Origin of the sequence: Desulfoferrobacter suflitae, assembly GCF_022603395.1 — a bacterium.
Lineage (GTDB): Bacteria > Desulfobacterota > Syntrophobacteria > Syntrophobacterales > Syntrophobacteraceae > Desulfoferrobacter > Desulfoferrobacter suflitae.
Window position 1 is genome coordinate 239,458 of record NZ_JAIBKA010000006.1, and the last position, 22,666, is coordinate 262,123.

Here is a 22,666-nt window from a genome sequence, read left to right on the forward strand (position 1 = left end):
GCAATATGAGGGTGCAGTTGTAATTGCGTGGGGCTGTACTCAGTATTTGCGCTGCAGCCGGGCCCGATAGATGATGGCGATGAGATTCATGCCGAAAACCACGGCGATCAGGACCAACGCCGTTCCGTACTGCAAGGGCCGCGTGGCCTCGATTTCGGTCCCGGCGGTGGCCAACACATAGATATGATAGGGCAGCGCCATAACGGGATCGAATAACGACGCGGGGATGTGGGGCGTGAAGAACACTGCGGCGGTAAACATGATCGCGGCGGTTTCTCCGGCGGCCCGGCTGATTCCCAGTATGGAACCGGTCAACATGCCGGGAAAGGCGGCGGGCAAAACGACCCGGTAAATGGTTTGCCATTTGGTCGCACCGAGCGCCAGCGACGCCTCTCGATAGGTCGCCGGCACGGCCCTCAAGGCTTCTTCCGCCGTGCCGATGATCACCGGCAGGATGAGCGCCCCCAGGGTCAACGACCCGGCCAGGATACTGACACCCAGCTTCAGCCAGGTCACAAAGAAGGCCAATCCAAAAAGTCCGAACACCACCGAGGGCACCCCCGCCAGGTTATTGATACCCATGCGAATGACGCGCACAGCAGGGCCGGAGCTCGCATATTCATGCAGGTAAATGGCCGAGGCAACTCCCCACGGAAACGCCACCAGCATGGAACCGAAGCTGAGCAGTAAGGTTCCCAGGATACAGGGCATGATACCCCCCCTGGTCATGGAGTCGCGCGGAGCCTCGGTTAAAAACGTCCAGTTGATGGCTCCTGCTCCATTGAGGAGCAAAAACCCCACCACAATGAACAGGGCCAATGCGTTGATCAGCACCGCCAGGCGGAATAACCCGAACATGCCGAACTGCTTCAGGCGTCGCCCGCGCCAATTAGGGGCGCTTTGTTCTCCATTCATAGCGTTGCAGCACCCACCTGTTTGTGTTTTTGTGCGATGTAGTCCGCTATCACATTAAAAACCAGAGTGAATAGGAAAAGTACCATGCCGGTGGCAAATAGGGCATAATAATGCTCGCTGCGGAAAGGAGCTTCCGCCATTTCGGCAGCGATGCTCGCAGGCATCGGCCGCACTGGATCAAATATCGAGGTCGGAATCATGGCGGCACCTCCGGCAACCATCAATACGACCATGGTTTCACCGATGGCGCGCGACATGCCCAGAATCACTGCCGTGCTCACCCCCGACAGTGATGCCGGGAGGATAACTCTGATGATGGTTTCCCAGTGGGTCGCCCCCAGGGCGAGAGACGCCTCTTTCAGTTCGGCAGGAACGCTGTAGATGGCATCTTCGGAAATGCTCGTTATGGTCGGTACCGACATGAATGCCAGCATCAATGAGGCGTTGAACAGGTTCAAACCGGTGGCGAGATCGAACGTGCGCTGCAGGTACGGGGCCACGATGACCATGCCGAAAAAGCCGATCACCACGGAAGGCAGAGCCGCCAGGAGCTCGACAACGGGCTTGAAAATTTGCCTCACGCGGCGCGACGCGATCTCCGCCAGATAAACAGCGGTCATGACTCCCAGTGGAATCGCCACCATGGCCGACAGCAGGGTCACCGCAAAGGAAGCCGTCAGCAGAGGAAAAATCCCAAAATCGGGAGGATCCGAGGTGGGATACCATTCCCTGCCGAAAAGAAAACCTCTGATGGATACCTCCCTGAAAATAGGCAGTCCTTCCATGAACAGGAAAACCACGATGAGCGACAATATGAGTATGGAAATGGAGGCCGCCAGAAGAAAAATCAGGCGGATGATTCTTTCCTTGTTTTGTCGATCAGCAAACATGCGGGTCTTTCCTATCTCTCCACACAGGTCGCGCTGCCCTGTACTTCAGTGACTCCTGTTTTGATACCGGTGAAAAACACAACATCATGAGAGGAGCCAAAAACATCAGTACAAAGGCACAAAGCCCGCCTCCTTCACGTATTTCTGCCCCTTCATCGGATTGAGCACGTAGTTGATGAAGTTGAGGACATCGCCTTCCGGCCAGCCGCCCGTGAACATGAACAGCGCCCGGGATACCGGGTACTTGCCGCTCAAGGTGGTTTCGGCGTTGCCTTCAACGCCGTTTACGGTCAGGCCTTTGAGGTCCTCATTGAGATAACCGAATCCCACATAGCCAATGGCGTTCTCGTTTTTGGCCACAGCCTGCGCCACAGCACCGTTGGAGGCCTGCAACAAAGCACCGGGGAACACCCTTTCCTTGTCCATCACCTTCTCTTCCCAGACTTCATAGGTTCCCGATGAGGTGTCACGGGAAATGACTGCGATTTTTTTGTCCACACCACCCAACTCTTTCCAGTTGCTGATCTTTCCCATATAGATGCTCTTCAGCTGCTCCAGTGTGAGGTCTTTCACTGGATTGGCCGGATGCACCACCGGGACGATACAATCATAGGCCACTGCAAAAGGAACCGGGTACCTCCCTTTTTCCACCGCAGCCTGGACTTCCTTTCCCTTGATGAATCGAGAGCTGTTGGCGACATCCGTTGTGCCGTCGATCAGCGCCTTGATGCCGTTGCCCGAGCCACCGCCCGATACCGCAATGCTCACCTCGGGAAATTCCTTCATGTATGCCTCCGCCACCTTCTGGGCAATCGGCAAAACCGTCGTCGAACCATTGATCTTAATGGTTCCCGCCCAAACCTGTTCCGCTCCCGCACATGCCAACAGAACTGTCACCACCATCAGCCATTTTGCCTTCTTCATTGACTCACTCCTCTCTGTTTTGGAAAAATCCCTCTGTGACCGCAGCGTTGGGAAAGACTGCCGCAAGTCATACCAAGACGTTCATTCGGTGCACCACGCGCAAAAATTACCCGTCAATTGTTACGATTATGTGACAACACGGCGGATTTCTCGTTACAGCACTGCCCTGCAGAGGCACACTCTGCTCCCAATTCAGCCGGTACACTCCTTGTCTTCGGCTAAGGTGCGCACGATTGGGGCTTGACGAATGCGAACGATTTGCATAGTGAGCGAACTGGGCTATCGGTGGCTTTGTATCTCTTCAGGCGGATTACTCATGCGTCTTGCTGTTGGCCTCCTCCCAGCAAAGCCGATTGCCTCTCTCCGCTCGTCTGGGAACACTGCGGGCAGCCCAACAACAGGTCGCGACAAAATCATTGGAAAGGAATATGCCGTGTCTGATCTGACCATCAAGCACATTGAGCAGAGCATCAAGGACCGCAAGAGGCTGCATCTTAGATTCCTCGACAACGTGAAGACCTATAAAGCGTTTCTCGACCTCGAGGAAAAAGCTTTCGCGGATGGATCTCTCAATAAAAAGACAAAAGAACTGATGGCGTTGTCCATTTCCATCGTAACCAAGTGTGAACCCTGCATGGAATGGCATCTCGATCAAGCTCTGCAGTCTGGGGCCACCGATGAGGAAATCTATGAAACCATAGACGTGGCCATCGAAATGGGTGGAGGACCTGCTGGGGCCTATGCCCGATTTGTGCTTAACGCACTGGAGTACTTCAGGAGAAAAGAGAAGTCGATGTGACGACATTTAAGTGCAGGCCGGGATCAACTTCCATTCAGCCGAAACCGCACTTTGCTTTCTGGGCATTGAGCCGGCGGGATAGCCCTGCCGGTTTCCGGCCGATCCGATTCCTGCCCGTCATGGATGCGACTTGCTGGTGAACACTGGCCCGCTTGTTCACTGGATTGTCAACAGGGGGCTCCCGCGATAGACGGCAGCAGACCCGTGGTCCCATGTGCCACCCCGCGCCGCCGCTCGCGAGTGGCCTGCCATGAAACCCTGGTCCGGCAAGCATGCTTTCCGGTTCATTGGAAACAGCCGGCACCCAGCTGCTTGATGAGTTCTTCCGTCAAAGCTGCCACAATTCCCAACTTCTCCGAATCCATTTGATCCGGTGTATCCAAAGGCGTGTGATAGCGCTTGTCATTGCCGCAATTCACCAACCAGACGGCGGAAACGCCCTGCTGTACAAAAGGATTCTGATCGCTCGCCGCTCGTGGAGGAATATTCCAGCAGTCAATGGAAACTCCGACCGCTTCAGCCACATCCTCGCAAAGGCCAACCAGGTCCGCCGTAACCCCGATCTCCAGCTTGCTCCGATTCGATCCGAAGGTATCGAGATTGACCATGGCCAAGATCTCGTCAAGACGCTTCGCGGCCTTTTCCAGGTAGCTCGAAGAGCCCCAAAGCCCCAGTTCTTCCCCGCCGAATGCCACAAATTCGAGCGAAACCTCAGGCAACAATGCCAGTGCCTGGCTCAGAGCAATTACGACGGCAGTGCCCGAAGCATTGTCCATCGCATGCACACCGTTCCAGAAGCTGTCATAATGTGCGGTGACAAGGATTTTTCTCTTGCTCGTGCCGGTTTTGCGGCCAACCACATTGTACCCCAGGGCCTCCTGGATCAGCCCGCGCGATTCAAGGGTGGCTTCAATGGCTTTTCCGGAATGCAGTTGTGTTTGGATCCATCGGCCGTCGTCACCTCCGATGGCTACCGCCGGGATCTTACCGGCTTCCCGGTCCAGCCGGGCACAGCCGCAGCGGATGGTATTGCCTTCGAGGTCGGTGACGCACACGAGCCCACGCGCACCCCAATCCTGAGCCGGAGGGTAGGCCACGAAGGAGCGCATATTCGTGGTGACCAGTATCGAGTCCTTAACCTTGATCCCGCCCGACTCGAGCTCGGCAAGCTCTTGCTCGGAGCATTGTCCGGCGAACACTAGGGGAGCAGTCAGCGGCTCTTGAGTGGAACTTGAAAGTGCGATGGGCTGACACAATGTCTCCCGTCCAGCAACGGATAGAGCTGCCGTCTGAGGAGCATAGGACAGGTAGGGAAACGATTGAAGCTCTGTGGCCAAGCCGGCAGCCCGGAATCGATCAAGGATATAATTCCTGGTCCTTTCCTCGCCCCGCGATCCCATCCAACGCGAGCCAAAAGAGCAAATTTCCTGAATAATCGAAAGGATTGCAGATCCATTCAGCGCCGTCACATATTCCTCCTACAAAAGCCAGCTTGCCACAAGCTCATGCAGTTGCCCCGCAAAATCCTCTCTGGAGCCCCGGGTTTGTACCCGACCAAGGTCAAGAACATAGACCCAGTCGGCAATTTCCATGGCCGATTGCACATCCTGATCCACCAGCAAAATCGTTTTGCCTTCCTGCTTCAAAGCGAAGAGCTCCGCGTAAATGCTTTGCGCCACCAGGGGAGCGAGTCCAACCGACGGTTCATCAACCAACAGCAGTGCTGGGTTCGCCAACAAAGATTTTGCTATGTCCAGGGTGCGCTGCAAACCACCCGAGAGCGATCCGACCAGCTGATTTTTTCGATCCTTGAGGGCGGGAAATCGTTCCAAAGCCCATTGTACTCGTTCGTGCACCAGTTTGCGATTTCGTTTAAAAATCCAGCAGCCTATCTCCAGGTTTTCCGTCACGCTCATCTGGGGAAATATGGCGCGCTCCTGAGGAATATAGCAGATGCCGCGCCTAATGATCTCATCCAGTCTGATGCCCGTTATGTCCTCTCCATTGAGCAGCACAGCCCCCCTCTGGGGTTTCAGCACTCCAGCTATAGACTTTAAGAGGGTCGATTTACCCGAGCCGTTGGGACCGATGACAATGCTGACATCGCCCTCGGCTACCGTCAAATCAAGGCCCCGCAGGACAAAAAGATCCCGTTGATAGGCAGCATGTAGATCCTGCACCTCAAGCTGCATGTTTGCCTCCGAGATAGGCATTCACGACCCGTTGATCCGCGCGCACTTCGTGCGGAGGACCGTCAGTCACAAGTGCACCGCGATCCAGTACGACAAGCCGCTCGCATATCCTGAACACGGAAGACATTTCATGGCTCACCAGGATAATGCTCTTCCCGCTCAGGTGTAGATCTTTCAGATACTCTTCCAACTGGTTCTTAAGCACCGGGTGAACACCGCCAAAAGGCTCATCGAGGAGCAGGAAGCGCGGGGTGTTCATCATCACCATCCCAATCTCCAACAGCTTTCTTTGGCCTCCCGAGAGCCGTTCGGCTGGAGCTTCGGCCAGTTGGTCGAGCTTGAGCGCGCGCAATATTTCCACAGCCCTTTGCTGCATGCCGGTTCGATCCAGTTCCGCCACCGTCATGGCCGGAATGTAAAGATTCTGCAGGACCGTGAGACGAGCGAATACTTTCGAAATCTGAAAGGTACGTCCGATGCCGCAGCGATAAATCCTGTGCGGACCAAGGCGGGAAATTTCCCGACCGTCCAACTGGATGGAACCTTCGCTCGGGCGGTACAGTCCGGATATACAGCTCAGCAAAGTGGTCTTGCCCGAGCCATTGGGCCCGATCAACCCGACAAATTCCCCCATTGCGAAACGTACCGATACTCCGGAGAGTGCCTGCAAACCGCCGAAGTTTTTAACAACATTTTTCAACTCAAGCATTAGCGATGTTCGTCCTTTAGCATGTTGCTCTTCCGCTGCCGGCATGTATCCAACAACTCAGACAGCCGCGGAAGGAGGCCCTGTGGAGTGAATTTAAGGATGAGCAGGACGAGGCCTCCAAATATGGCTAGCCTCCACTCTTCAAAGGCGCGCAGATACTCCGTCAGAGACTGCAGCGCCAGCGCTCCCAAGGCCGATCCCATGAGCGACTCCAATCCACCGAAAACGCTCATCGCCAGTATCAGTCCCATTTCGCTGATGGTGCTTATTCTCGGGCTCACCAATCCGATGACGTGAGCGTAAAACCCGCCGGCTAGACCCGCGCAGGCGCTGGTGATCACAAAGGCGCACAAACGGTAATAGACGGTATTGACTCCGCGCGTAGCCGCCCCGTCTTCGTCTTCCCGCATAGCCAGTAGAAACAGTCCCAGTTTGGAGCGTAGGACAAGCGAGAGAGTCGTCACGGTAGCAACCAGCAGCAGCAGGCCGATGTAATAGCACCAGGTCTTGTTGCCGTCCAGCATGAGCGGCACTTTCAACCCATAAGATCCACGAGTCAGCTCATATTCCGCCGTCAGGAAGATGCGGAAAATCTCCGAGAAGGCCAGGGTCGTTAAGGCCAGATAGGGCCCACGCATCTTCAGGGTGAGCGCCCCGATGGCCAAACCGAACACGGCTGCCGCTCCGCTGCCGGCAACCATGGCCAAGGGTATGGGAAAATTGAGATAAATGACCAGCATGGCTGAGGTGTAGGCGCCGACGGCAGCGAAGGCTGCGTGGGCAAAGGAAATGATGCCCACCTGGCCGGCCAGCATCGCCCAGGAACTGGCCAGAACTGCATAATAAAGCCCGACGATGGCGACATAAAGCCAGTAGCCCTGAAAGATGAATGGCAGAGCCGCTGCAAGCAGCAAAAGCACGCCGAGAAAGAATCTTCTCATGCGCGCCGCTCCTTTTCACCGAACAGGCCTTGCGGGCGAAACAGCAGAGTCAGGATGAGTAGCAGCAGGCCGTAAGCGTCCTTGTAAGCAAGCGCACGGGTCGGATCGGGCAGCAGAATGGAGCCGAAATTCTCGACCATGGCCAGTATGAAAGCCCCGATAATGGTCCCCTTGATGGAGCCCATGCCGCCCAATACCACAATAACAAAGGCTTTGATGGCAAACGGCACACCCATGCCGGGGTTGACCAGAAAAATCGGACCAAGGAGTGCTCCTGCCACACCGGCAAGGGAGATGCCTATGCCAAAGGCCATGCCGCGCATGCGCGCCACACTAATCCCCAAAATGGAAGCGGCATCAGGATTTTGCGCCACTGCGCGCAAGCCCTTGCCGAGATAGGTCCGGTAGAGGAAGAAAAGCAGCAGTGCTATGATCAGGAAAGCTATGACGGCAGCACTGATGCGGTCACCGGCGATGACCAGGTCACCGATCTTGATACGTCCTGTGAATATGGCCGGGGCTTGGCGGTTATAGGGTCCAAACAACGGCAACGCCAGGTTCTGCAGGAAAATCCCCAGAGTAAAAGTCACCAATATAACATACTCGTCGTAGCGGGCCGTCTTGCGTTCATAGGCCGAACGCAGAAACAACCTCTCCAGGATCAAACCGAACACAAAAACTGCTGCCATGCTGGTAATCAGCGCTAACGGCAGTGGCAGTCCGCAAGAATGAGAAAGGAAAAAGCTCGCCAGAAAGAGGTAAAGGTACCCTCCAACCATCAGCGACTCTCCATGAGCAAAGTTCACCAGCTTCAGAACCCCGAATATGAGTGATAAGCCGAGCGACATCAGGGCGTAGAGAGTGCCGATAACAAGAGCGTTTACAAGCTGGGCGAGCATCAGCATCGCGGCCTCCGAGAAGGATTGTGCGGGGGTGGTGTGGTTGATTCTGCGCCGGCCCGCCCCACACAGCTTCTCGATAACAGCCGTTCGGCTTGCAGTGCGGGTTTCGGCCAAAAAATCAGATTAGTATGGTTCCTTTATTTGGGAGGTTGTATGTATGATTCCACAGTCGCGTATTCTTCCGGCCACAAGATGGCAGCCTTCGATGGATCCTGCTTAAACTCGGTGTACTGAATGATGAAAACCGGCACATCCATCCACAAATGGTATGCCCACGGTGGGTTCTTTTCCTTGGAGAAGGTGATGGTGCCCCTGGTTCCGAGCCAGCTGAGCTTATTTTCCATGGCATCGATGAGCTCCTTGGAAGCGGTGCTGCCGGACAGCTTGATGGCTTCGGCAATAACCATAACGGTATCATAGCCTTCCATCGCAACGGCATCGGGTTCGCGCTGAAACTTGTCTTTAAAGAGTTGAGTAAATTTCTCGGAGGTCTCGGTCTTGGGAATTCCGGGAAGACCCGCCGGATTGCTGAGAACATAAACGCCCGCTTCACCCACCGTGTCCCAAAAGCCCGGATACAGCGTGTCCATGCCCGCTCCGAGTAGGGCACAATTCTTGGTCGGCGCCAAACCCAGCTCATACGCCTGCTTGATCATCAGGAGCTCACCGGCTCCGGTGAAACCGTCCACCAGAAAGTCCACCGGCGGGGAAGCACTCTTCAGCTGCAGCAGTTGAGGAGTAAAATCGGTGGTCGTTCGTTCGGCCGAAAACGAGGTGACTTTGACGCCCGCCGCCATCAAGTTATCTTTAAATACTTTGATGACCCCCATGCCCCAATCGGAATTCTCTCCAATCACGGCCACATGCTTGAACCCGGAGTCCTTAATCCATTTGGCGGCCTTCGAATAAATCAACGAGTTGCAAACAGTCAAGCGGAAAACCTCCGGATAACCTTTGGCTGTTATTTCATCCGCCCAGGCCTCGGAAATCACCAGGGGAATGTTGTAGCGATGGGCCACTTCCATTTCCGCCATCGTCACCGAGCTGTGTGCTTCTCCACCAACGGCGACCACCTTGTCATGGGTCACCATTCGCTCCATCACAGCTGTTCCTTTTTCCGGAACACCGCTGGTGTCTCCGATCACCAGCTCCACTTTTTTCCCAAGCAGACCGCCCGATTGGTTCAGTTCCTCAGCGGCAATTTTCGCCCCGTCCACCAGAGCCTGTCCGGTTTCAACCCCGCCCGGAGCTGAAAGAGGCGCAACGATGCCAATCTTGACCACATCCTCCGCATGTGCCCCGGGCATGACAACGAAAAGCATGAAAACCCCTAAGATCATCGCCAACGATTTGAATCCCATACCTTGTCTCCTTTCCATGGTTGAAGGTTGAAAACCCTACCGACCTCACTGATATATCTGAACTCCCTCGCAGTAGAGGGAAAGGACTGTGGCTGTCTGCCGCTGATGTCGCCGGTCATGTCGGTCGCGGCGAGCGTGGAGCGAGCGTCAAGGTACCGTTGGCTGGTCCTGGTGCGGCGCTGTCAGGCCCAAAAGGAGATGAGACCTGCGTCGATCATTGTCCTCAAGCCGGGTGCGGCATTAATCACAGTAGGAATCGCATTGACAATGATCGCGGTGGTTGCGATGTCTCCATTGACGCCGTCCTTAACGGTCACATCCAGGTCGGGTCTCCCTTTGATCACGATTCGATCACGCGGCGCTGGCTCTCCGATTGAGGCCTCAAAATGAAGTGTGATGACCTCCTCACCTTTCACAAAACCGCGGCCAATTTGTCTAACACCGGCCGCCATCCCAGGCTCGATGCTGAGATCACCGATTTCCAACGGCTTGGAAGCGATTACCGGCGAAATGATGTCTTCCGCCCTCTCGAGACTCCAACCCATACCGGCAGCAAGTAGATGGAGCGATTCCACCAGACCGACATGACGCAGCACTCCCTCTTCCAGCCTTTGGTTGAAATGTTCCAAAGGCAAACCGGCACCTATCTTTTTCTGGAAGGGAATCCGCCTTTGCCTGGCATCCTGAATCCTTTCGACGTGTATTCGTCTGACCTCCTGGCAAATGCCGGTCATGGCAAGCGGAAAAAAATCCATGAGAAAACCGGGATTTACGCCAGTACTCAAGACCGATACCCGGTGATCCACGGCGGCCAGGTCAATTTTTTTTGCGATCTCGGGCTGCGTTTTCCAGGGATACACCAACTCTTCACAGCTTGAAATGAGGTTTTTGCCGCTGGCGACGATTTCCATGATCTGAGGTTCGATGTTTTTCATCGTCGAAGTGGTCGTTAATACCACAACGTCGGCTTCTATATCGCTGAGGAGGCCTGCCGAGTCATCAGTCACTTTGACGCCGAGCGAAGTATTCAAGCCCGCCAGTTCACCGAGATCAACGCCAGTCTTTTGCGGATCACTGTCGATCGCCCCAACGATCTGAACATTGGTCTTTTCGTTGAGTTGCGCGGTAATTCTTTGCCCAATCGGTCCGATGCCATACTGAATAACTCGAATTTCACGCTTCATGGGGTAATCCATTCTTCGGTTTAAATTCACCCTGTTGGGACGGGTTGTGGGTTATGATTTTATGAGGAGCAGAAAATTTGTATGACAAGCTGACAAGTTGACAACTAGCACGCCGCTGGGTTATTTATCAATTATAAAAAAGGCATTAAATCAGTTTACCCGAAGGGAAAGAAACGGCCCATGAAATTTTCAAAAGAGCCAAATTTAAAGCGCGCCCCAAGGCTCTCAGAGCAGGTTGCCGGTTTTCTGGCGGCTGAAATAGAAAAAGGAACGATCCGCCGGGGCGATCCCCTACCCTCGGAAGCCCAATTGTCGTACCGGTTTAATGTGAGCAGAGCCGTTGTGAGAGAAGCGTTGGCCCGGTTACAGCAGCAGGGAATCCTTGAATCTAAGCAGGGGAGCCGTTCGCGAGTCGCGGACAACTCCTTTCAGGTGTTCAGATTTCCTTTCCAGGGATTGGATAAAGCCACCCAGATGGCTGCCTTATACGAATTGAAAGTGCTCATGGAAGGCGATGCAGCAGCTCTCGCCGCGATGCGTTGCAGCACAGACGACATCAATAACTTGCAGGCGTGCCTGACGACTCTCACTATGGCCATGCAAGACGGGCTGGATGGCGGCAACGCCAATTTTGATTTTCATCAAGCCATCCTCAATGCCTCCGGCAACCCGCTTCTCACCAGTCTGATGGAATATGTGAATGAAAGGCTTTGGGACCTGTTGACGGAAGACGAAAACCAGCCGGCCAATCTTGCTCTCACCCAACAGTCATACCAAGAACATGTGCGCCTGTTTGAAGCGATCGCCGCAAGGGACGCCGAACAAGCCCGGCAAGCCCTGTACGCGCATCTCAAAAATGCCGCCAAAAGGCGCGGCATCAATATCTTTAATCCCTAAAACGGCACAAAAATAAGCCCCGGGACAGTGCTTTTGCCACAAAAACAAGAGCTCTCCGACGTCATGCTTTGTGTGTCTTCATTTGAATTCACACAGCATATAATTTGGACTGTTGTGTAAAGGAGGTGCCTCATGGCAACTCTACTCGTCACGGATGAAAACCTGCATTCGGAGTGTAGGGCGCGTTGAACCACCCGAAGTCGGCCGCGATCAAAACTGTAAGAGGGTGTCTGCTGCGTGTGTTGTCCAGCATACGGTTTGCCTCTCGAGGGTCGCGGACGCTCAACACTATCATGGCGCGGGCAGCCATTTTTCGGGACCTCAACGGGATACTCCAGATCCATGACGTGGGTTTGTGTCTGACGACGGAAATCATACATCTCACATTTCGCTCTTCATTGATTGTGTTTTGAATAGTTCTAAAAACTAGTGAAAATTTATGTAATATTGAGATATGTAACTTATTAGATCTTATTTTGCCTATATATCTCCATAAAAAAGCTGAATACCAGGCCGGACAATGCTCTGATCTTATTCTGAGCTATCCTTCCACAGGAGGGATAAATGACAGAGTCCGGTGTTCAGTCAGTGCAAACTCAGGGTGTTGGTTTTGCTCCCATATTGCGCGCTTACTTTGACTACGGATTAGGCAACCTCGAGTTGCTCCCGACGCAAAATTGCACCAAAGAGTTCGAGATCAAAAGCCGACTTTGCCATAACGACACCACCTCAGCTTCCGTCTACGGCGAGTGCAACAATAACAAGACAGGCGAGAGCATCAAGCTCGGCTTCGAGCAAGCTCTCTATCGAGCCGGCTGTTATCCTTTGGTCACCAATCAACCCGCTGAACAACTCAGCCTTGAACAAGCCATGATGGCTCACAAGAGTCAGTTCAAATGCGAACACCTCAACCGCAGAGCCAAAAGCGGCTATCGGCTTGAGCCCATTTACCTGCATACCCCTGAGCGCATCGAGGCCTTTTTGTTTCTATTCAAAATCGCTCTCCAGATGGTCGTGCTTATCGAGCGCGCTGGCCGTAACAATATCCCGGAAAGGGACCGCGGCCTGGATAATTTCATGCCCAACCGCCGGGATGTTCGCAACCCCCGCACCTAGGGACATGCGAGTGAATTGTGAAGTACCTTCAATATATTATTGACATATTATATTACAATCACACTGTTATTTATTCTCGGACAGGCTCCTAGAGAAAACAGCCTCTTTTCCTCCTCCTTAAACTGAAGTAGTCGGCAGGAGTCTTAGAACTTGCAGGGAAGTATCATCGTGCGGCGCGCGAGCGGTTTCGCTCGATCATCGCCTCGAGGCCGAACTTTTTCACCCGATAGCCCATCTGCCGCAGCGTCAGCCCCAATTCGCGGGCGGTCCGGGACTGGATGAAGTCGTTGCGCTGGAGGGCGGCCACCACTTCCTTTTTTTCCATCTCCTCCAGTCGCGACAGGGAATGATCGCCGCTGTCGCGGCCGTTGCCCGGCTGGCGCTGAAGCGAAATGGGGAAGTCCCTCAGGTCGATTTCGTCACCTTCCGCCATGATGGCAAGGCGTTCGATGAGGTTCTCCATTTCCCGCACATTGCCGGGCCACTCGTAATCGACCAGCACCTGCAGCGCCTGGGGCGTCAACCGGAAGCTTTTGCCGTATTCCTTGGAGGCCCTTTCCAGAAAATGATTGAGCAGATCGGGGATATCCTCCTTGCGCTCGCACAGCGGCGGCACCTGAATGGGAAAGACATTGAGTCGATAGAACAAGTCCTCACGGAAAAGCCCCTTGTCTACGGCATCGGAGAGGTCCTTGTTGGTGGCGGTGATGATGCGCACATCCACCTTGATGGTCCTGGTGCTGCCGAGCCTCTCGAACTCTCTCTCCTGCAAGAACCGCAGCAGCTTGGCCTGCAGCGGCGGGGACAGTTCACCGATTTCATCGAGGAAAATGGTCCCGCCGTCAGCCTCCTCGAAGCGCCCCGCCTTGGCCTTGGCGGCACCGGTAAAGGCCCCTTTTTCATGCCCGAAAAGCTCCGACTCGAGGAGGTTTTCCGGCAGGGACGCGCAGTTGATTTTGACAAACGGATATTTGGAGCGGTTGCTCAGTTCATGGATGATTCGCGCCACCAGCGTCTTGCCGGTGCCCGATTCACCCAGAAGCAGGACCGAAGCCCTGCTGGGCGCGACTTTTTTGATTAGCTGCTGCACCTCGACCATGGCGGCGCTTTTGCCCACCATGAAGAACTGCCGGGTGTGCCGGGACAGTTGAGCTTTGAGGGAGATGTTTTCTTCCCGCAGCTTTTCCTCGCGCTCCTTCACCTGGCGGTTGAGGCTCACGAACTGGGCAATGAGGGTGGCCACGATGGAGAGAAAGCGGATGTCCTCCTCGAAGGAAATTTCGTCGCCAAACAGCCGATCCGCGCTGAGCACCCCGATGGGCTGGCCATGCAGCATGATCGGCACGCCCAAAAACGCGATGCGCCCCTTCTCGATGGTCCGTGAGCGGGTCTTGTTGAGAAACAGCGGTTCCTGGCTGATGTCCGGCACCACAAAGGGCTCCGCCGTGCGAAAGATGAGGCCCGTCACGCCTTCGTCCTGCCGGTAGATGCCGCGCTTTCGCTCGATGGGGCTGAGGCAATGCGACGCCCGGATGACCAGATGCCCGGTTTCGTCATCTTTCAGGGTGACCGTGGCGCGCTTCATGGACAGGGACTCGGATAAAATCGCCAGCACCTTCTCCAGCGACTGGTCGAGCTGCAGCGCCTGCCCGATAACGCGGCTGATCTCAAACAATACTTTCAGCTCAAGTTCTGCAATTCTCTTTTCCATCCTCAATAACCCTGAGCAATATGCGTGCCGAATTTGCGCCGGCGGTTGTTCGGGCATGATTCCATCCAATCCGAGACTTGATGTCGAATCACGATCAACAATGAAAACAGATGGTTGTGAAACGGTAATTTCTAAAAAAAGCGCAGGGGCACAGAATCATGCCCCGTGACCGTCATTCCCGCATGTTTTTGGCGGGAATCCAAGCCGGCGCCATTACTGGATTCCCGCCTGAAGCCTGCGGGAATGACAGAATGAAGCCAGTGTGGGACCGCAAAGCCACCCACAACGAGTAAATCCGACTTGTGGCGACGCCTGAAGCTGCGGCAGCCAGGTTTGCGGTGGGTTACGGCGCAAAAAGACGCGCCTCCGCCCACCCTACGCAACCCCGACAGGGGCGGAGGATGGCACAAAAACGTTATTTCCCCGGCCCGGCAGCCACGCTTTGTTACAATTTGGTCGCTTTTGCAGACCCTGGAGCCGGCGTGGTTGGCTGAGCCATGCGGGGGTGGGTGCGCCGCGCGGCCGTGATCCGGCACATGAGCCCTGGACCTCACCCGCACCCACCGCCATCGCCCTGGCAGCCGGCCCCCTTGGCACAGCCGCCGCGTCGCCGCTGCTTGAGGGCTTCGGGGCTTCCGCCGTGATAGATGACCTCGAGGCCCGATTCGATAAAGCCGCTCATCTCGACCGGCAGGACTCCGGCGGCCTCAAGCGCCTGCCGCGGATTGTCGCCGATGCCGCTGACCAAAAGCGCCCGGCAGTCCGCCACCAGCTCGGCCAATTGCTGCCATCTGCGCATTCCGCTCCCGGGTTTGGGCGTTGCGCGCACCTCCACCAGTTGGTAGCCGTCGCCGTTTTCGCCCCAAATCTGCAGATGGGTCGCCTCACCCAGATGCTGATTGACCAAAATCCCTTCCAGAGTGGCCACCGCAACGTAAGGCCGGTTCTTTGCGGCCGGCAGCAGTTTGGAGCACTTTCTCAGGCAGCCGCTGAATTCCGCCGATCGGTCCTCCCCCAGCAGGCCGACGGCGTCCGCCCGGCAGCGGGTGCAGTGGCGCATCTGCGGAAGATGCCGTTCGGCGGTCGCGCGCACCCCGTCGAGCATTTCCCGATCGGGTTCGGGAATATGTTCGAAGACCGTGTCGGCGTTGGGGTACATGGGCATGCAATTGAGCAGATCCACGCCCACCTCCTTCATCTTTCGCGCCACCTCCTCGGCATGGTGATCGTTGATGCCGGGGATGACGATGAAGTTCACCTTGACCACGATCCCCCGCGCCTTCAAGCCGCAGATCGATTCCAGTTGCCGCTGCAGCAGCAGCTCGGCCGCCTTGACGCCGCGGTAGATGACCTTGCCGTCGCGCACCCAGGCAAAGATCTTCTCGCCGATGGCGGGATCGACCGCATTGACGGTTATAGTGACATGGGAAACGCCGATTGCCGCCAGTTCGTCCAGGTGCGGCGGCAGCCCCAGCCCGTTGGTGGCAAGACAGATGAGCAAGTGAGGGAATTTCTCGCGCACCCGGCGCAGCGTCTCGAGCGTCTCGACCGGGTTGGCAAACGGGTCGCCGGGCCCGGCGATGCCCACCACGCTGATTCGCGGCTCTTTTTCCAGCACCTCCTCGAGGTAGGCGACGGCCTGCGCCGGCGAAAGGACGCCGCCGGCCACCCCCGGGCGGCTTTCATTGACGCAGTCGTATTTACGGTTGCAGTAGTTGCACTTGATGTTGCACCTGGGCGCCACCGGCAGATGAATTCGTCCGCATTCTCCCTTCACTTCAGCATTGAAGCACGGATGTCGAGTGAGGTCCAACCTGGCAGTCATGGTCCAATCCTTCTACATGTAGCCGTAGCCAACGGGTGAAGCTTCCTGTTTGGCGTCAAGCAGTGCGTTGACAATTCGATCGAACAACTCCTGCGCCCCGCGATAGCCCAGGTGGAGCACCCTCTGGCCGCCGAACCGGTCGTGGATGGGAAACCCGACCCGAATGAGCGGTATCCTGAAACGGCGGGCCAAATGGTAGCCTTTGCTGTGGCCGAGCAGCAGGTCCGGCGAGAGGCTTTCCGCCTCCTCGGCGATTTCATAGAAATCGACCCCTTCACGGATGATCGGCAGCTCCGGCAGGATGCTGTCATTGACGTCCTCGATGGCTTCCCGCAGACGGCCGCTTTTGCCGCCGCTGGCGCACAGCAGCGGTTTCACGCCGATCTCGAGCAGAAACGAAGTGAGCCCAATCACCAAGTCCTCCTCGCCATAGATCACGGCGCCCTTGCCGAAAGTGTACTTGTGCCCGTCCACGTAGGCATCGATCAGGCGGCCGCGCTCCAGCACATGTTTTTCTGGCGTCTCGACCCCCGCCAGAAGCTGTAGCACCTCGAACAGGCGGTCGCTCTCGCGCAGGCCGATGGGCACGCCCAGGCGGTGCAGCGGCACCTGAAAGCGAGTTTCGAGCAGCCGGCCGGCGCTCTCATGGCCAAACAGGGTGCGCCCCAGTTCGATGGTCGCCCGCGAGCAACCCATCCGCGCGATTTCGGCCAATGACGTTCCACCATCGGGGATTTTCCGGTAGTCATCGAGCGCCGGACCATCGAGGGTTTCCGAAATGTCCGGCAAAACGATCACGGGAATTCCGCAATCCGCCATAATTTCCTGCAAATAGCGCACATCGGCGGGCGATGTGAAACCCGGCAGCAGGTTGACGGCGGCGCTCCGGCCGGCATCTTCCGGGCATTCCGCCAGCTGCTCGACCACCGCGCGCACGGCGGCATGAAAGCCTTCCATGTGGGTGCCCGAGTAGCTCGGCGTGGCCACGTTGACGATGGCCGGCAGGTCCTGGTGCGCCGTCCCCTGCTCCGCCATTTCCCGCTTGAACGTGCGCAGGATCATGGGCACGTCATCGCCGATGGTTTCCGTCAGGCAGGTCGTCGCCACCCCGACCAGCCGGGCACCGAATTTTTTCATGACGTTTTGTAAGCCCTGCCTGAGGTTTGCCTCGCCGCCGTAGACGGCATGCTTTTCGCCAAGCGATGACGAAGCGATGTCCATGGGTTCGCGAAAGTGGCTGATGATGTAGCGCCGCATGTACGTGGCGCAGCCCTGCGAGCCGTGCAAAAACGGCACGGCGCCCTCGATCCCGCGGAAAGCCAGGCAGGCGCCCAGCGGCTTGCACAGCTTGCAGGCGTTGGTGGTCGAGATATAAGGAGAACTGTAATCGCTCATGGCTTTCACCTACTGACTTTGTAGTTTTCCAACCTTCTTACGTTTTCAGCTGCCGGCAAACCGCTCCTCTGCGAGCGTTCTCGACCGTCGCGGCACAAAGCGCCACACGGGGCTCATCACCGAGGTGTAGACCTCACGGGCGAAGTTGAACATGCCCACGAACCCTTCCAGAGGCTCCTTGCGCTCATGATTGTGATCGCAGAAACCGACCCCGAGCTTGTAGGCGATGGGCCTCTCCTTGACCCCGCCGACAAAAATGTCGACGTCTTTTTCCTTGAGAAACGAGGATAGCTCGAGGGGATTGGAGTCATCCACGATGATGGTCCCCTCGTCGGTGATTTCGTGCAGCTCCTGGTAGTCTTCGGCGGTGCCGGTCTGCGAACCGACCAGCACCACCTTCATACCGAGCAGTCGAAAGGCCTTGACCAGCGAAAAGGCCTTGAACGCTCCGCCTACATAAATGGCTGCTTTCTTGCCCCGCAGCGCCTGGCGGAATTCCTTCAACTGGGGAAGGAGCACCGAAAGCTCCTCGTGCACCAGTTCCTGAGTGCGCGATAAGACGTTAGAGTCCTGTTTTTCAAAAAAGCGCGCCACCGCATAGAGCGACTCGGCCATGTCCTCGACGCCGAAATAGGAGACCCGGATGAAGGGCGTGCCGAATTTTTCCTGCATCATTTTCGCCAGGTCCATGGTGGCGCCGGAGCATTGCACCACATTCAGAGCGGCCCCGTGGGTTCGCCGAAGGTCGTCCACCCGGCCGTCCCCGGTGATGTTGGCGACGGTTTCGATGCCCATCCGCTGGAAGTACTCGCGGATGATCCAGATTTCCCCGGCCAGGTTGAAATCCCCCAGGATATTCACGCTGAGAGGGGAAATGCCGCTGACATCGCCCGTTCCGACCAGTTCGAACATGGCTTTGCAGGCGGCGTGGTAGCCCGCCCGCTTGTTGCCCTTGAACCCTTCCGACTGCACCGGAATGACCGGCAGCTCTTTTTCCTTGCTCACCCGCCGGCACACGGCCGCCAGGTCATCGCCGATGATGCCGACAATGCAGGTGGAATAGACGAAAGCGGCCTTCGGCCCATGGCGGTCGATGAGCTCGATTAAGGCGCGATGGAGCTTTTCCTCGCCGCCGAAGATGACGTCCTTTTCCTGCAGGTCGGTGGAAAAACTCAGCCGATGCAGTTCCGGGCCCGACGACAGCGCCCCGCGGATGTCCCAGGTGTAGGCGGCGCAGCCGATGGGGCCATGCACCAGATGGAGCGCATCGGCGATGGGGTAGAGCACCACCCGCGAGCCGCAGAAAACGCAGGCCCGCTGGCTGACGGCGCCGGCCAGACTGTCGCGGTCGCAGGCCAGGCGATAGGGCTGCTCCCCTTTGCGATGAATCTGGTCTTCTCGCTCTTCGAATATAAGCTGTGATTCGTTGCTCATGACGTTCTGTCCTGTGTCGAAAGCGGGTGGAAAAATCTTCGTTCAACTCAGCAGGTAGCTTTCCGCCGCTTTCCCTTGCTCGAGGGCGTCCAGTATTTCGTCGACGACGCCCTCATCGGTCACTCCCCCATACCAATAGCCCTGCGGATAAACGACTATGACGGGGCCTTCCTCGCAATACTTGAGGCAGCCGGTGCTGGAAACCATGGCGTCCAGGCCGCGGTCGGCGATTTCTTCCTCGATGTAGGGGATGAAATCGAGCGAATTCTTCTTCATGCATTTTCCCTTCGCTTCGGTGCCGCGAAAGCTGCAGCAGACAAAGATGTGATGTTGTGGCTTGGGCATTTTTTTCTCCATCTACATGACCAGTTCGAAGCGTTCCTCGGGTGCGTCCCGGTCCATGCGGTCGAGCAGCGCATCGAGGATTTTTTCCAGCAGGCGCAATCCGCCTCGGTATCCCACGGTCGGCAAATAACTGTGGCCGACCCGGTCCAGAATGGGGAAGCCAAAGCGAACCAGGGGGATGTCCTCGTCCCGGGCGATGTATTTCAGATAGGTGTTGCCGATCAGCAGGTCCACCGGCTGGTTTTTCACCCACTGGTGAAACAGCAGCATGTCGCCGCCCACGCGCACGTTGACCGCGTGGGGCACTGCCGCGGTGATTTCCCTGATGCGCTGTTCAAACTTCTTCCCCGGTGTGCCGGTGACGATGTGGATTGGCTGCATATCGATGGAGACCAGGAAATCGGTGAGCGCGATCAGCTGGTCCGGATCGCCCACCAGGCCGACCTTTTTGCCGTAAAAGTACTGATGCATGTCGGTCATCACATCCAGTAGCTGGCCACGTTCGATATTGATGGAATCGGGCACGTTGACTCCGGCGATTTTGCGCAGTGCGTCGACGAACAGGTCGGTTTGCCGCAGGCCGATGGGCAGATCGAGGATTTCACACGGCACCTTGCATTTGCCGTCCAGCGCGCGGGCCGCCGGGCCCGAAGCCAGCCGCCCCAGGGCGATGGTGGCGCGGCTGTCGCCGGTCTTGATCAGCTCCTCGATGGTCACGCCGCCGTTGGGAAACATCTGGTAGCGGCCGGTCTGTGGTCCATTCAAGACATTCGAGGTATCGGGGAACAGGATGGTGCGGACCCCCATCTCGTTTGCCAGGCGCCGGATTTCCCGCATGTCGCAGGGCTCGACATAACCGGGAACGATGTTGACCACATCCTCCCGCCGCCCGGTGGACTGAGCGAAGTAATCCACCATGGCTTTGGTCATATTGGCAAAACCGGTCACATGCGAACCCGCGTAGCTGGGGGTGTTGGCGTGGATGACGTACTTGCCGGTCGGCACCTTGCCGTCGTCCTTGGCTTTGGCGGCGATCTGCACAATGTCGTCGCCGATGGTTTCAGACAGGCAGGTGGTGTGCACCGCAATCACATCGGGCTCATAAATGGTGAATATGTTGTCGATGGCCTGCAGCAGGTTGGCCTGCCCGCCGAACACCGAAGCCCCTTCGGTGAAGGAGCTGGTGCCGGCCATCACCGGCTCCTTGTAGTGGCGGGTCAGGGTGCTCCGGTGGTAGGCACAGCATCCCTGCGAGCCGTGGCTGTGCGGCAGACAGTTGTGGATGCCGAGCGCCGCATACATGGCGCCGATCGGCTGGCAGGTCTTGGCCGGGTTGACGGTCAGCGCCGTCCGCTCGGTGATCTCTTTTGGCGTATGTCGCAATAACATCGCGCGTTCCTCTCTTTCTCAATCAATCCCAGGCGTATTTGGCGGCCAGCTCCGGGTTTTTCTCCCAGGGCGGCTTCAGGTAGCTCCAGACTTTGCTGTTCACCATGCGGTCGATTTCCCGGTAGAAATTGACGGCCCCGCGGAAAGCCGCATAAGGTCCGCCCGAGTCGTAACTGTGCAATTGCTTCATGGGAATGCCGCTTTTCTGAACGGCGTACTTTTCCTTGATGCCGGCGCAGAAGATGGCCGGTTTGTAAATTTCGATGAGTTTTTCCGTCTCGTACTGGCTGATGTCGTCGATCACCAGTTTGCCGTCACCCATCTCCGCCATCATGCCGTCGTAATCCTTGAAGCGGAAGCCCTGCTCCTGCAGCCGCGCGAGATCCCCGGCCGGCTTGCGCGGGCGAAAGCGGGTCGGGTCGGGATGGACTTCAAGCTCTTCGATGTTGCGGCTGTCGGCGTCGACCTTGATGTTGGGCAACACCCGCCTGCCCTCGTAGTCGTCCCGATGGGCGAACTCGTACCCGGCGGAGATGGTTTCCATGCCGATCTCAGCAAACAATTCCTGATAGTGGTGAGCGCGCGAGCCGCCGACGAAGAGCATCGCCAGCTTGCCCTGGCACCTGGCCTTGACCTCTTCCCGCACCTTTTCGACGGCGGGCATCTCGCGGGCGATCACTGCCTCCACCTTGTCCATCAGCTCCTGGTCTTCAAAGTAGCGGGCGATCTTGCGCAGTGACTTGGCGGTCGCCTCGGCGCCGATGAAATTCACCTTGATCCAGGGGATGCCGAATTTGGTCTCCATCATTTCCGCCACGTAGTTGATGGAGCGGTGGCACATGATGAGGTTGAGGTCGGCGGTATGCGAATTGGCGAACTGGTCGATGGTCGAGTTGCCGCTGAAGGTGGAAACGAGGGTGATGCCGCATTCCTCGAAGATCCGCTCGATTTCAAAGGCATCGCCGCCGATGTTGTATTCGCCCAGCAGGTTGAGCTTGAACTTGCCTTCGCGCACCGTGTCGTCGAGCCCCACCACGTGAGTGAAAATGCCGTTGTTGGCGATGTGGTGTCCGGCCGACTGGCTGACTCCCTTGTAGCCTTCGCAGCTGAAGGCGAAGACATTGATGCCCAGCTTTTCCTTCATTTCCCGGGCGACCTGGTGAACGTCATCGCCGATCAGCCCCACCGGACAGGTGGAAAAGATACTGATGGCCTTCGGCTTGAAGATGTCGTAGGCCTCCTGGATGGCCTGCCGCAGTTTCTTTTCGCCGCCGAAAATAATCTCTTCGTCCTGCATATCGGTCGAGAAACAGTAGGTCATGAAGTTATGGTCATCGGGACCGTTGGGCCGGGTCTGGTTGCGGCGCGTGAGCCAACTGTAGAAACCGCAGCCGATGGGACCGTGGGTGAGGTTGACGATGTCCCGGGTCGGTCCCAGCACCACGCCCTTGCAGCCGGCGTAGGTGCAGCCGCGCTGGGTGATGATGCCGGGAATGGTGCGCACATTGGACTGAATTTCCGGGACTTGGCCGCACTCGTCCACTTTGTTGATAACGATCTGTTTGGCCCGCTTGCGAGCCACCTTTACCGGATATTTCTGGATGAGCTCCTGTTTCACGTCCTCCGGCTTGATCTCACAAACCTCGTCGGTGTCCAGGTTGAAGCATCCTTCAAGCAATGCCGCCATTTGCATCTCCTTTGAGCCGAACGGCTGGCGACTGCAGCCGCCTGCCAGCG

At 56.8% G+C, this 22,666-nt stretch carries 20 protein-coding genes; 3 read left to right on the forward strand and 17 right to left on the reverse strand.

Annotation, left to right across the window (positions count from 1 at the left end):
* Window positions 1-39: 39 nt before the first annotated feature.
* From pstA to K1V27_RS12505, 3 genes are all read right to left on the reverse strand, one after another.
* Complete coding sequence (gene pstA / locus K1V27_RS12495; protein WP_435051668.1) at window positions 40-915, reverse strand: phosphate ABC transporter permease PstA; 876 nt, start codon at window positions 913-915, stop codon at window positions 40-42.
* Window positions 912-1,805, reverse strand: a complete 894-nt coding sequence (pstC, locus tag K1V27_RS12500) for a phosphate ABC transporter permease subunit PstC (protein ID WP_258930336.1) — start codon at window positions 1,803-1,805, stop codon at window positions 912-914. The genes pstA and pstC overlap by 4 nt, the downstream gene beginning before the upstream one ends.
* A gap of 105 nt (window positions 1,806-1,910) precedes the next feature.
* Window positions 1,911-2,729: a phosphate ABC transporter substrate-binding protein gene (locus tag K1V27_RS12505; RefSeq protein WP_258930337.1), complete on the reverse strand. Its 819-nt coding sequence runs from the start codon at window positions 2,727-2,729 to the stop codon at window positions 1,911-1,913.
* 433 nt (window positions 2,730-3,162) lie between these two features.
* Here K1V27_RS12505 and K1V27_RS12510 point away from each other — a divergent pair, with 433 nt between their 5' ends.
* Window positions 3,163-3,528, forward strand: a complete 366-nt coding sequence (locus tag K1V27_RS12510) for a carboxymuconolactone decarboxylase family protein (protein WP_258930338.1) — start codon at window positions 3,163-3,165, stop codon at window positions 3,526-3,528.
* Between the two features lie 284 nt (window positions 3,529-3,812).
* On the opposite strand, the gene K1V27_RS12515 is transcribed toward K1V27_RS12510, so the two are convergent.
* The 7 genes from K1V27_RS12515 to K1V27_RS12545 all read right to left on the reverse strand — a co-directional run bounded on the left by K1V27_RS12515 (window position 3,813) and on the right by K1V27_RS12545 (window position 10,817).
* Window positions 3,813-4,997 (reverse strand): M28 family metallopeptidase, encoded by a 1,185-nt coding sequence (locus tag K1V27_RS12515; protein ID WP_258930339.1) that lies wholly within the window; start codon window positions 4,995-4,997, stop codon window positions 3,813-3,815.
* Between the two features lie 9 nt (window positions 4,998-5,006).
* Complete coding sequence (locus tag K1V27_RS12520) at window positions 5,007-5,720, reverse strand: ABC transporter ATP-binding protein (protein ID WP_258930340.1); 714 nt, start codon at window positions 5,718-5,720, stop codon at window positions 5,007-5,009.
* Window positions 5,710-6,429, reverse strand: coding sequence for an ABC transporter ATP-binding protein (locus tag K1V27_RS12525; protein ID WP_258930341.1), 720 nt, complete (start codon window positions 6,427-6,429; stop codon window positions 5,710-5,712). Before K1V27_RS12525 ends, K1V27_RS12520 begins: the two co-directional genes overlap by 11 nt.
* Entirely contained in the window at window positions 6,429-7,370 is a 942-nt protein-coding gene (locus K1V27_RS12530) for a branched-chain amino acid ABC transporter permease (protein ID WP_258930342.1), read from the reverse strand. The genes K1V27_RS12525 and K1V27_RS12530 overlap by 1 nt, the downstream gene beginning before the upstream one ends.
* On the reverse strand, window positions 7,367-8,275 hold the full coding sequence (locus K1V27_RS12535) for a branched-chain amino acid ABC transporter permease (protein WP_258930343.1): 909 nt from the start codon (window positions 8,273-8,275) through the stop codon (window positions 7,367-7,369). Before K1V27_RS12535 ends, K1V27_RS12530 begins: the two co-directional genes overlap by 4 nt.
* A 134-nt stretch (window positions 8,276-8,409) precedes the next feature.
* Window positions 8,410-9,633 (reverse strand): ABC transporter substrate-binding protein, encoded by a 1,224-nt coding sequence (locus tag K1V27_RS12540; RefSeq protein WP_258930344.1) that lies wholly within the window; start codon window positions 9,631-9,633, stop codon window positions 8,410-8,412.
* 182 nt (window positions 9,634-9,815) lie between these two features.
* Window positions 9,816-10,817, reverse strand: coding sequence for an NAD(P)H-dependent amine dehydrogenase family protein (locus K1V27_RS12545; RefSeq protein WP_258930345.1), 1,002 nt, complete (start codon window positions 10,815-10,817; stop codon window positions 9,816-9,818).
* Between the two features lie 180 nt (window positions 10,818-10,997).
* Between K1V27_RS12545 and K1V27_RS12550 the strand changes: the two genes are divergently transcribed.
* Together K1V27_RS12550 and K1V27_RS12555 are read left to right on the forward strand one after the other, a co-directional pair.
* Window positions 10,998-11,714 (forward strand): FadR/GntR family transcriptional regulator, encoded by a 717-nt coding sequence (locus tag K1V27_RS12550; RefSeq protein ID WP_258930346.1) that lies wholly within the window; start codon window positions 10,998-11,000, stop codon window positions 11,712-11,714.
* Window positions 11,715-12,278: 564 nt separating this feature from the next.
* A complete protein-coding gene (locus K1V27_RS12555; RefSeq protein ID WP_258930347.1) occupies window positions 12,279-12,830 on the forward strand; it encodes a transposase in 552 nt (183 codons plus the stop codon).
* 163 nt (window positions 12,831-12,993) lie between these two features.
* Here K1V27_RS12555 and nifA read toward each other — a convergent pair whose 3' ends face one another.
* From nifA to nifD, 7 genes are all read right to left on the reverse strand, one after another.
* Window positions 12,994-14,541, reverse strand: coding sequence for a nif-specific transcriptional activator NifA (nifA, locus tag K1V27_RS12560; protein WP_258930348.1), 1,548 nt, complete (start codon window positions 14,539-14,541; stop codon window positions 12,994-12,996).
* A 550-nt stretch (window positions 14,542-15,091) separates the two neighbouring features.
* Window positions 15,092-16,366: a nitrogenase cofactor biosynthesis protein NifB gene (gene nifB, locus K1V27_RS12565; RefSeq protein WP_258930349.1), complete on the reverse strand. Its 1,275-nt coding sequence runs from the start codon at window positions 16,364-16,366 to the stop codon at window positions 15,092-15,094.
* Window positions 16,367-16,378: 12 nt separating this feature from the next.
* Window positions 16,379-17,761, reverse strand: a complete 1,383-nt coding sequence (locus tag K1V27_RS12570) for a nitrogenase component 1 (protein ID WP_258930350.1) — start codon at window positions 17,759-17,761, stop codon at window positions 16,379-16,381.
* A 45-nt stretch (window positions 17,762-17,806) separates the two neighbouring features.
* Window positions 17,807-19,195: a nitrogenase iron-molybdenum cofactor biosynthesis protein NifE gene (nifE, locus tag K1V27_RS12575; RefSeq protein ID WP_258930351.1), complete on the reverse strand. Its 1,389-nt coding sequence runs from the start codon at window positions 19,193-19,195 to the stop codon at window positions 17,807-17,809.
* Window positions 19,196-19,237: 42 nt separating this feature from the next.
* Window positions 19,238-19,540: a (2Fe-2S) ferredoxin domain-containing protein gene (locus tag K1V27_RS12580; RefSeq protein ID WP_258930352.1), complete on the reverse strand. Its 303-nt coding sequence runs from the start codon at window positions 19,538-19,540 to the stop codon at window positions 19,238-19,240.
* 12 nt (window positions 19,541-19,552) lie between these two features.
* Complete coding sequence (gene nifK, locus K1V27_RS12585; protein ID WP_258930353.1) at window positions 19,553-20,929, reverse strand: nitrogenase molybdenum-iron protein subunit beta; 1,377 nt, start codon at window positions 20,927-20,929, stop codon at window positions 19,553-19,555.
* Window positions 20,930-20,951: 22 nt separating this feature from the next.
* Window positions 20,952-22,616 carry a nitrogenase molybdenum-iron protein alpha chain gene (gene nifD / locus K1V27_RS12590; protein WP_258930354.1) on the reverse strand — a complete coding sequence of 555 codons (1,665 nt, stop codon included), beginning with the start codon at window positions 22,614-22,616 and terminating at the stop codon, window positions 20,952-20,954.
* Window positions 22,617-22,666 lie beyond the last annotated feature (50 nt).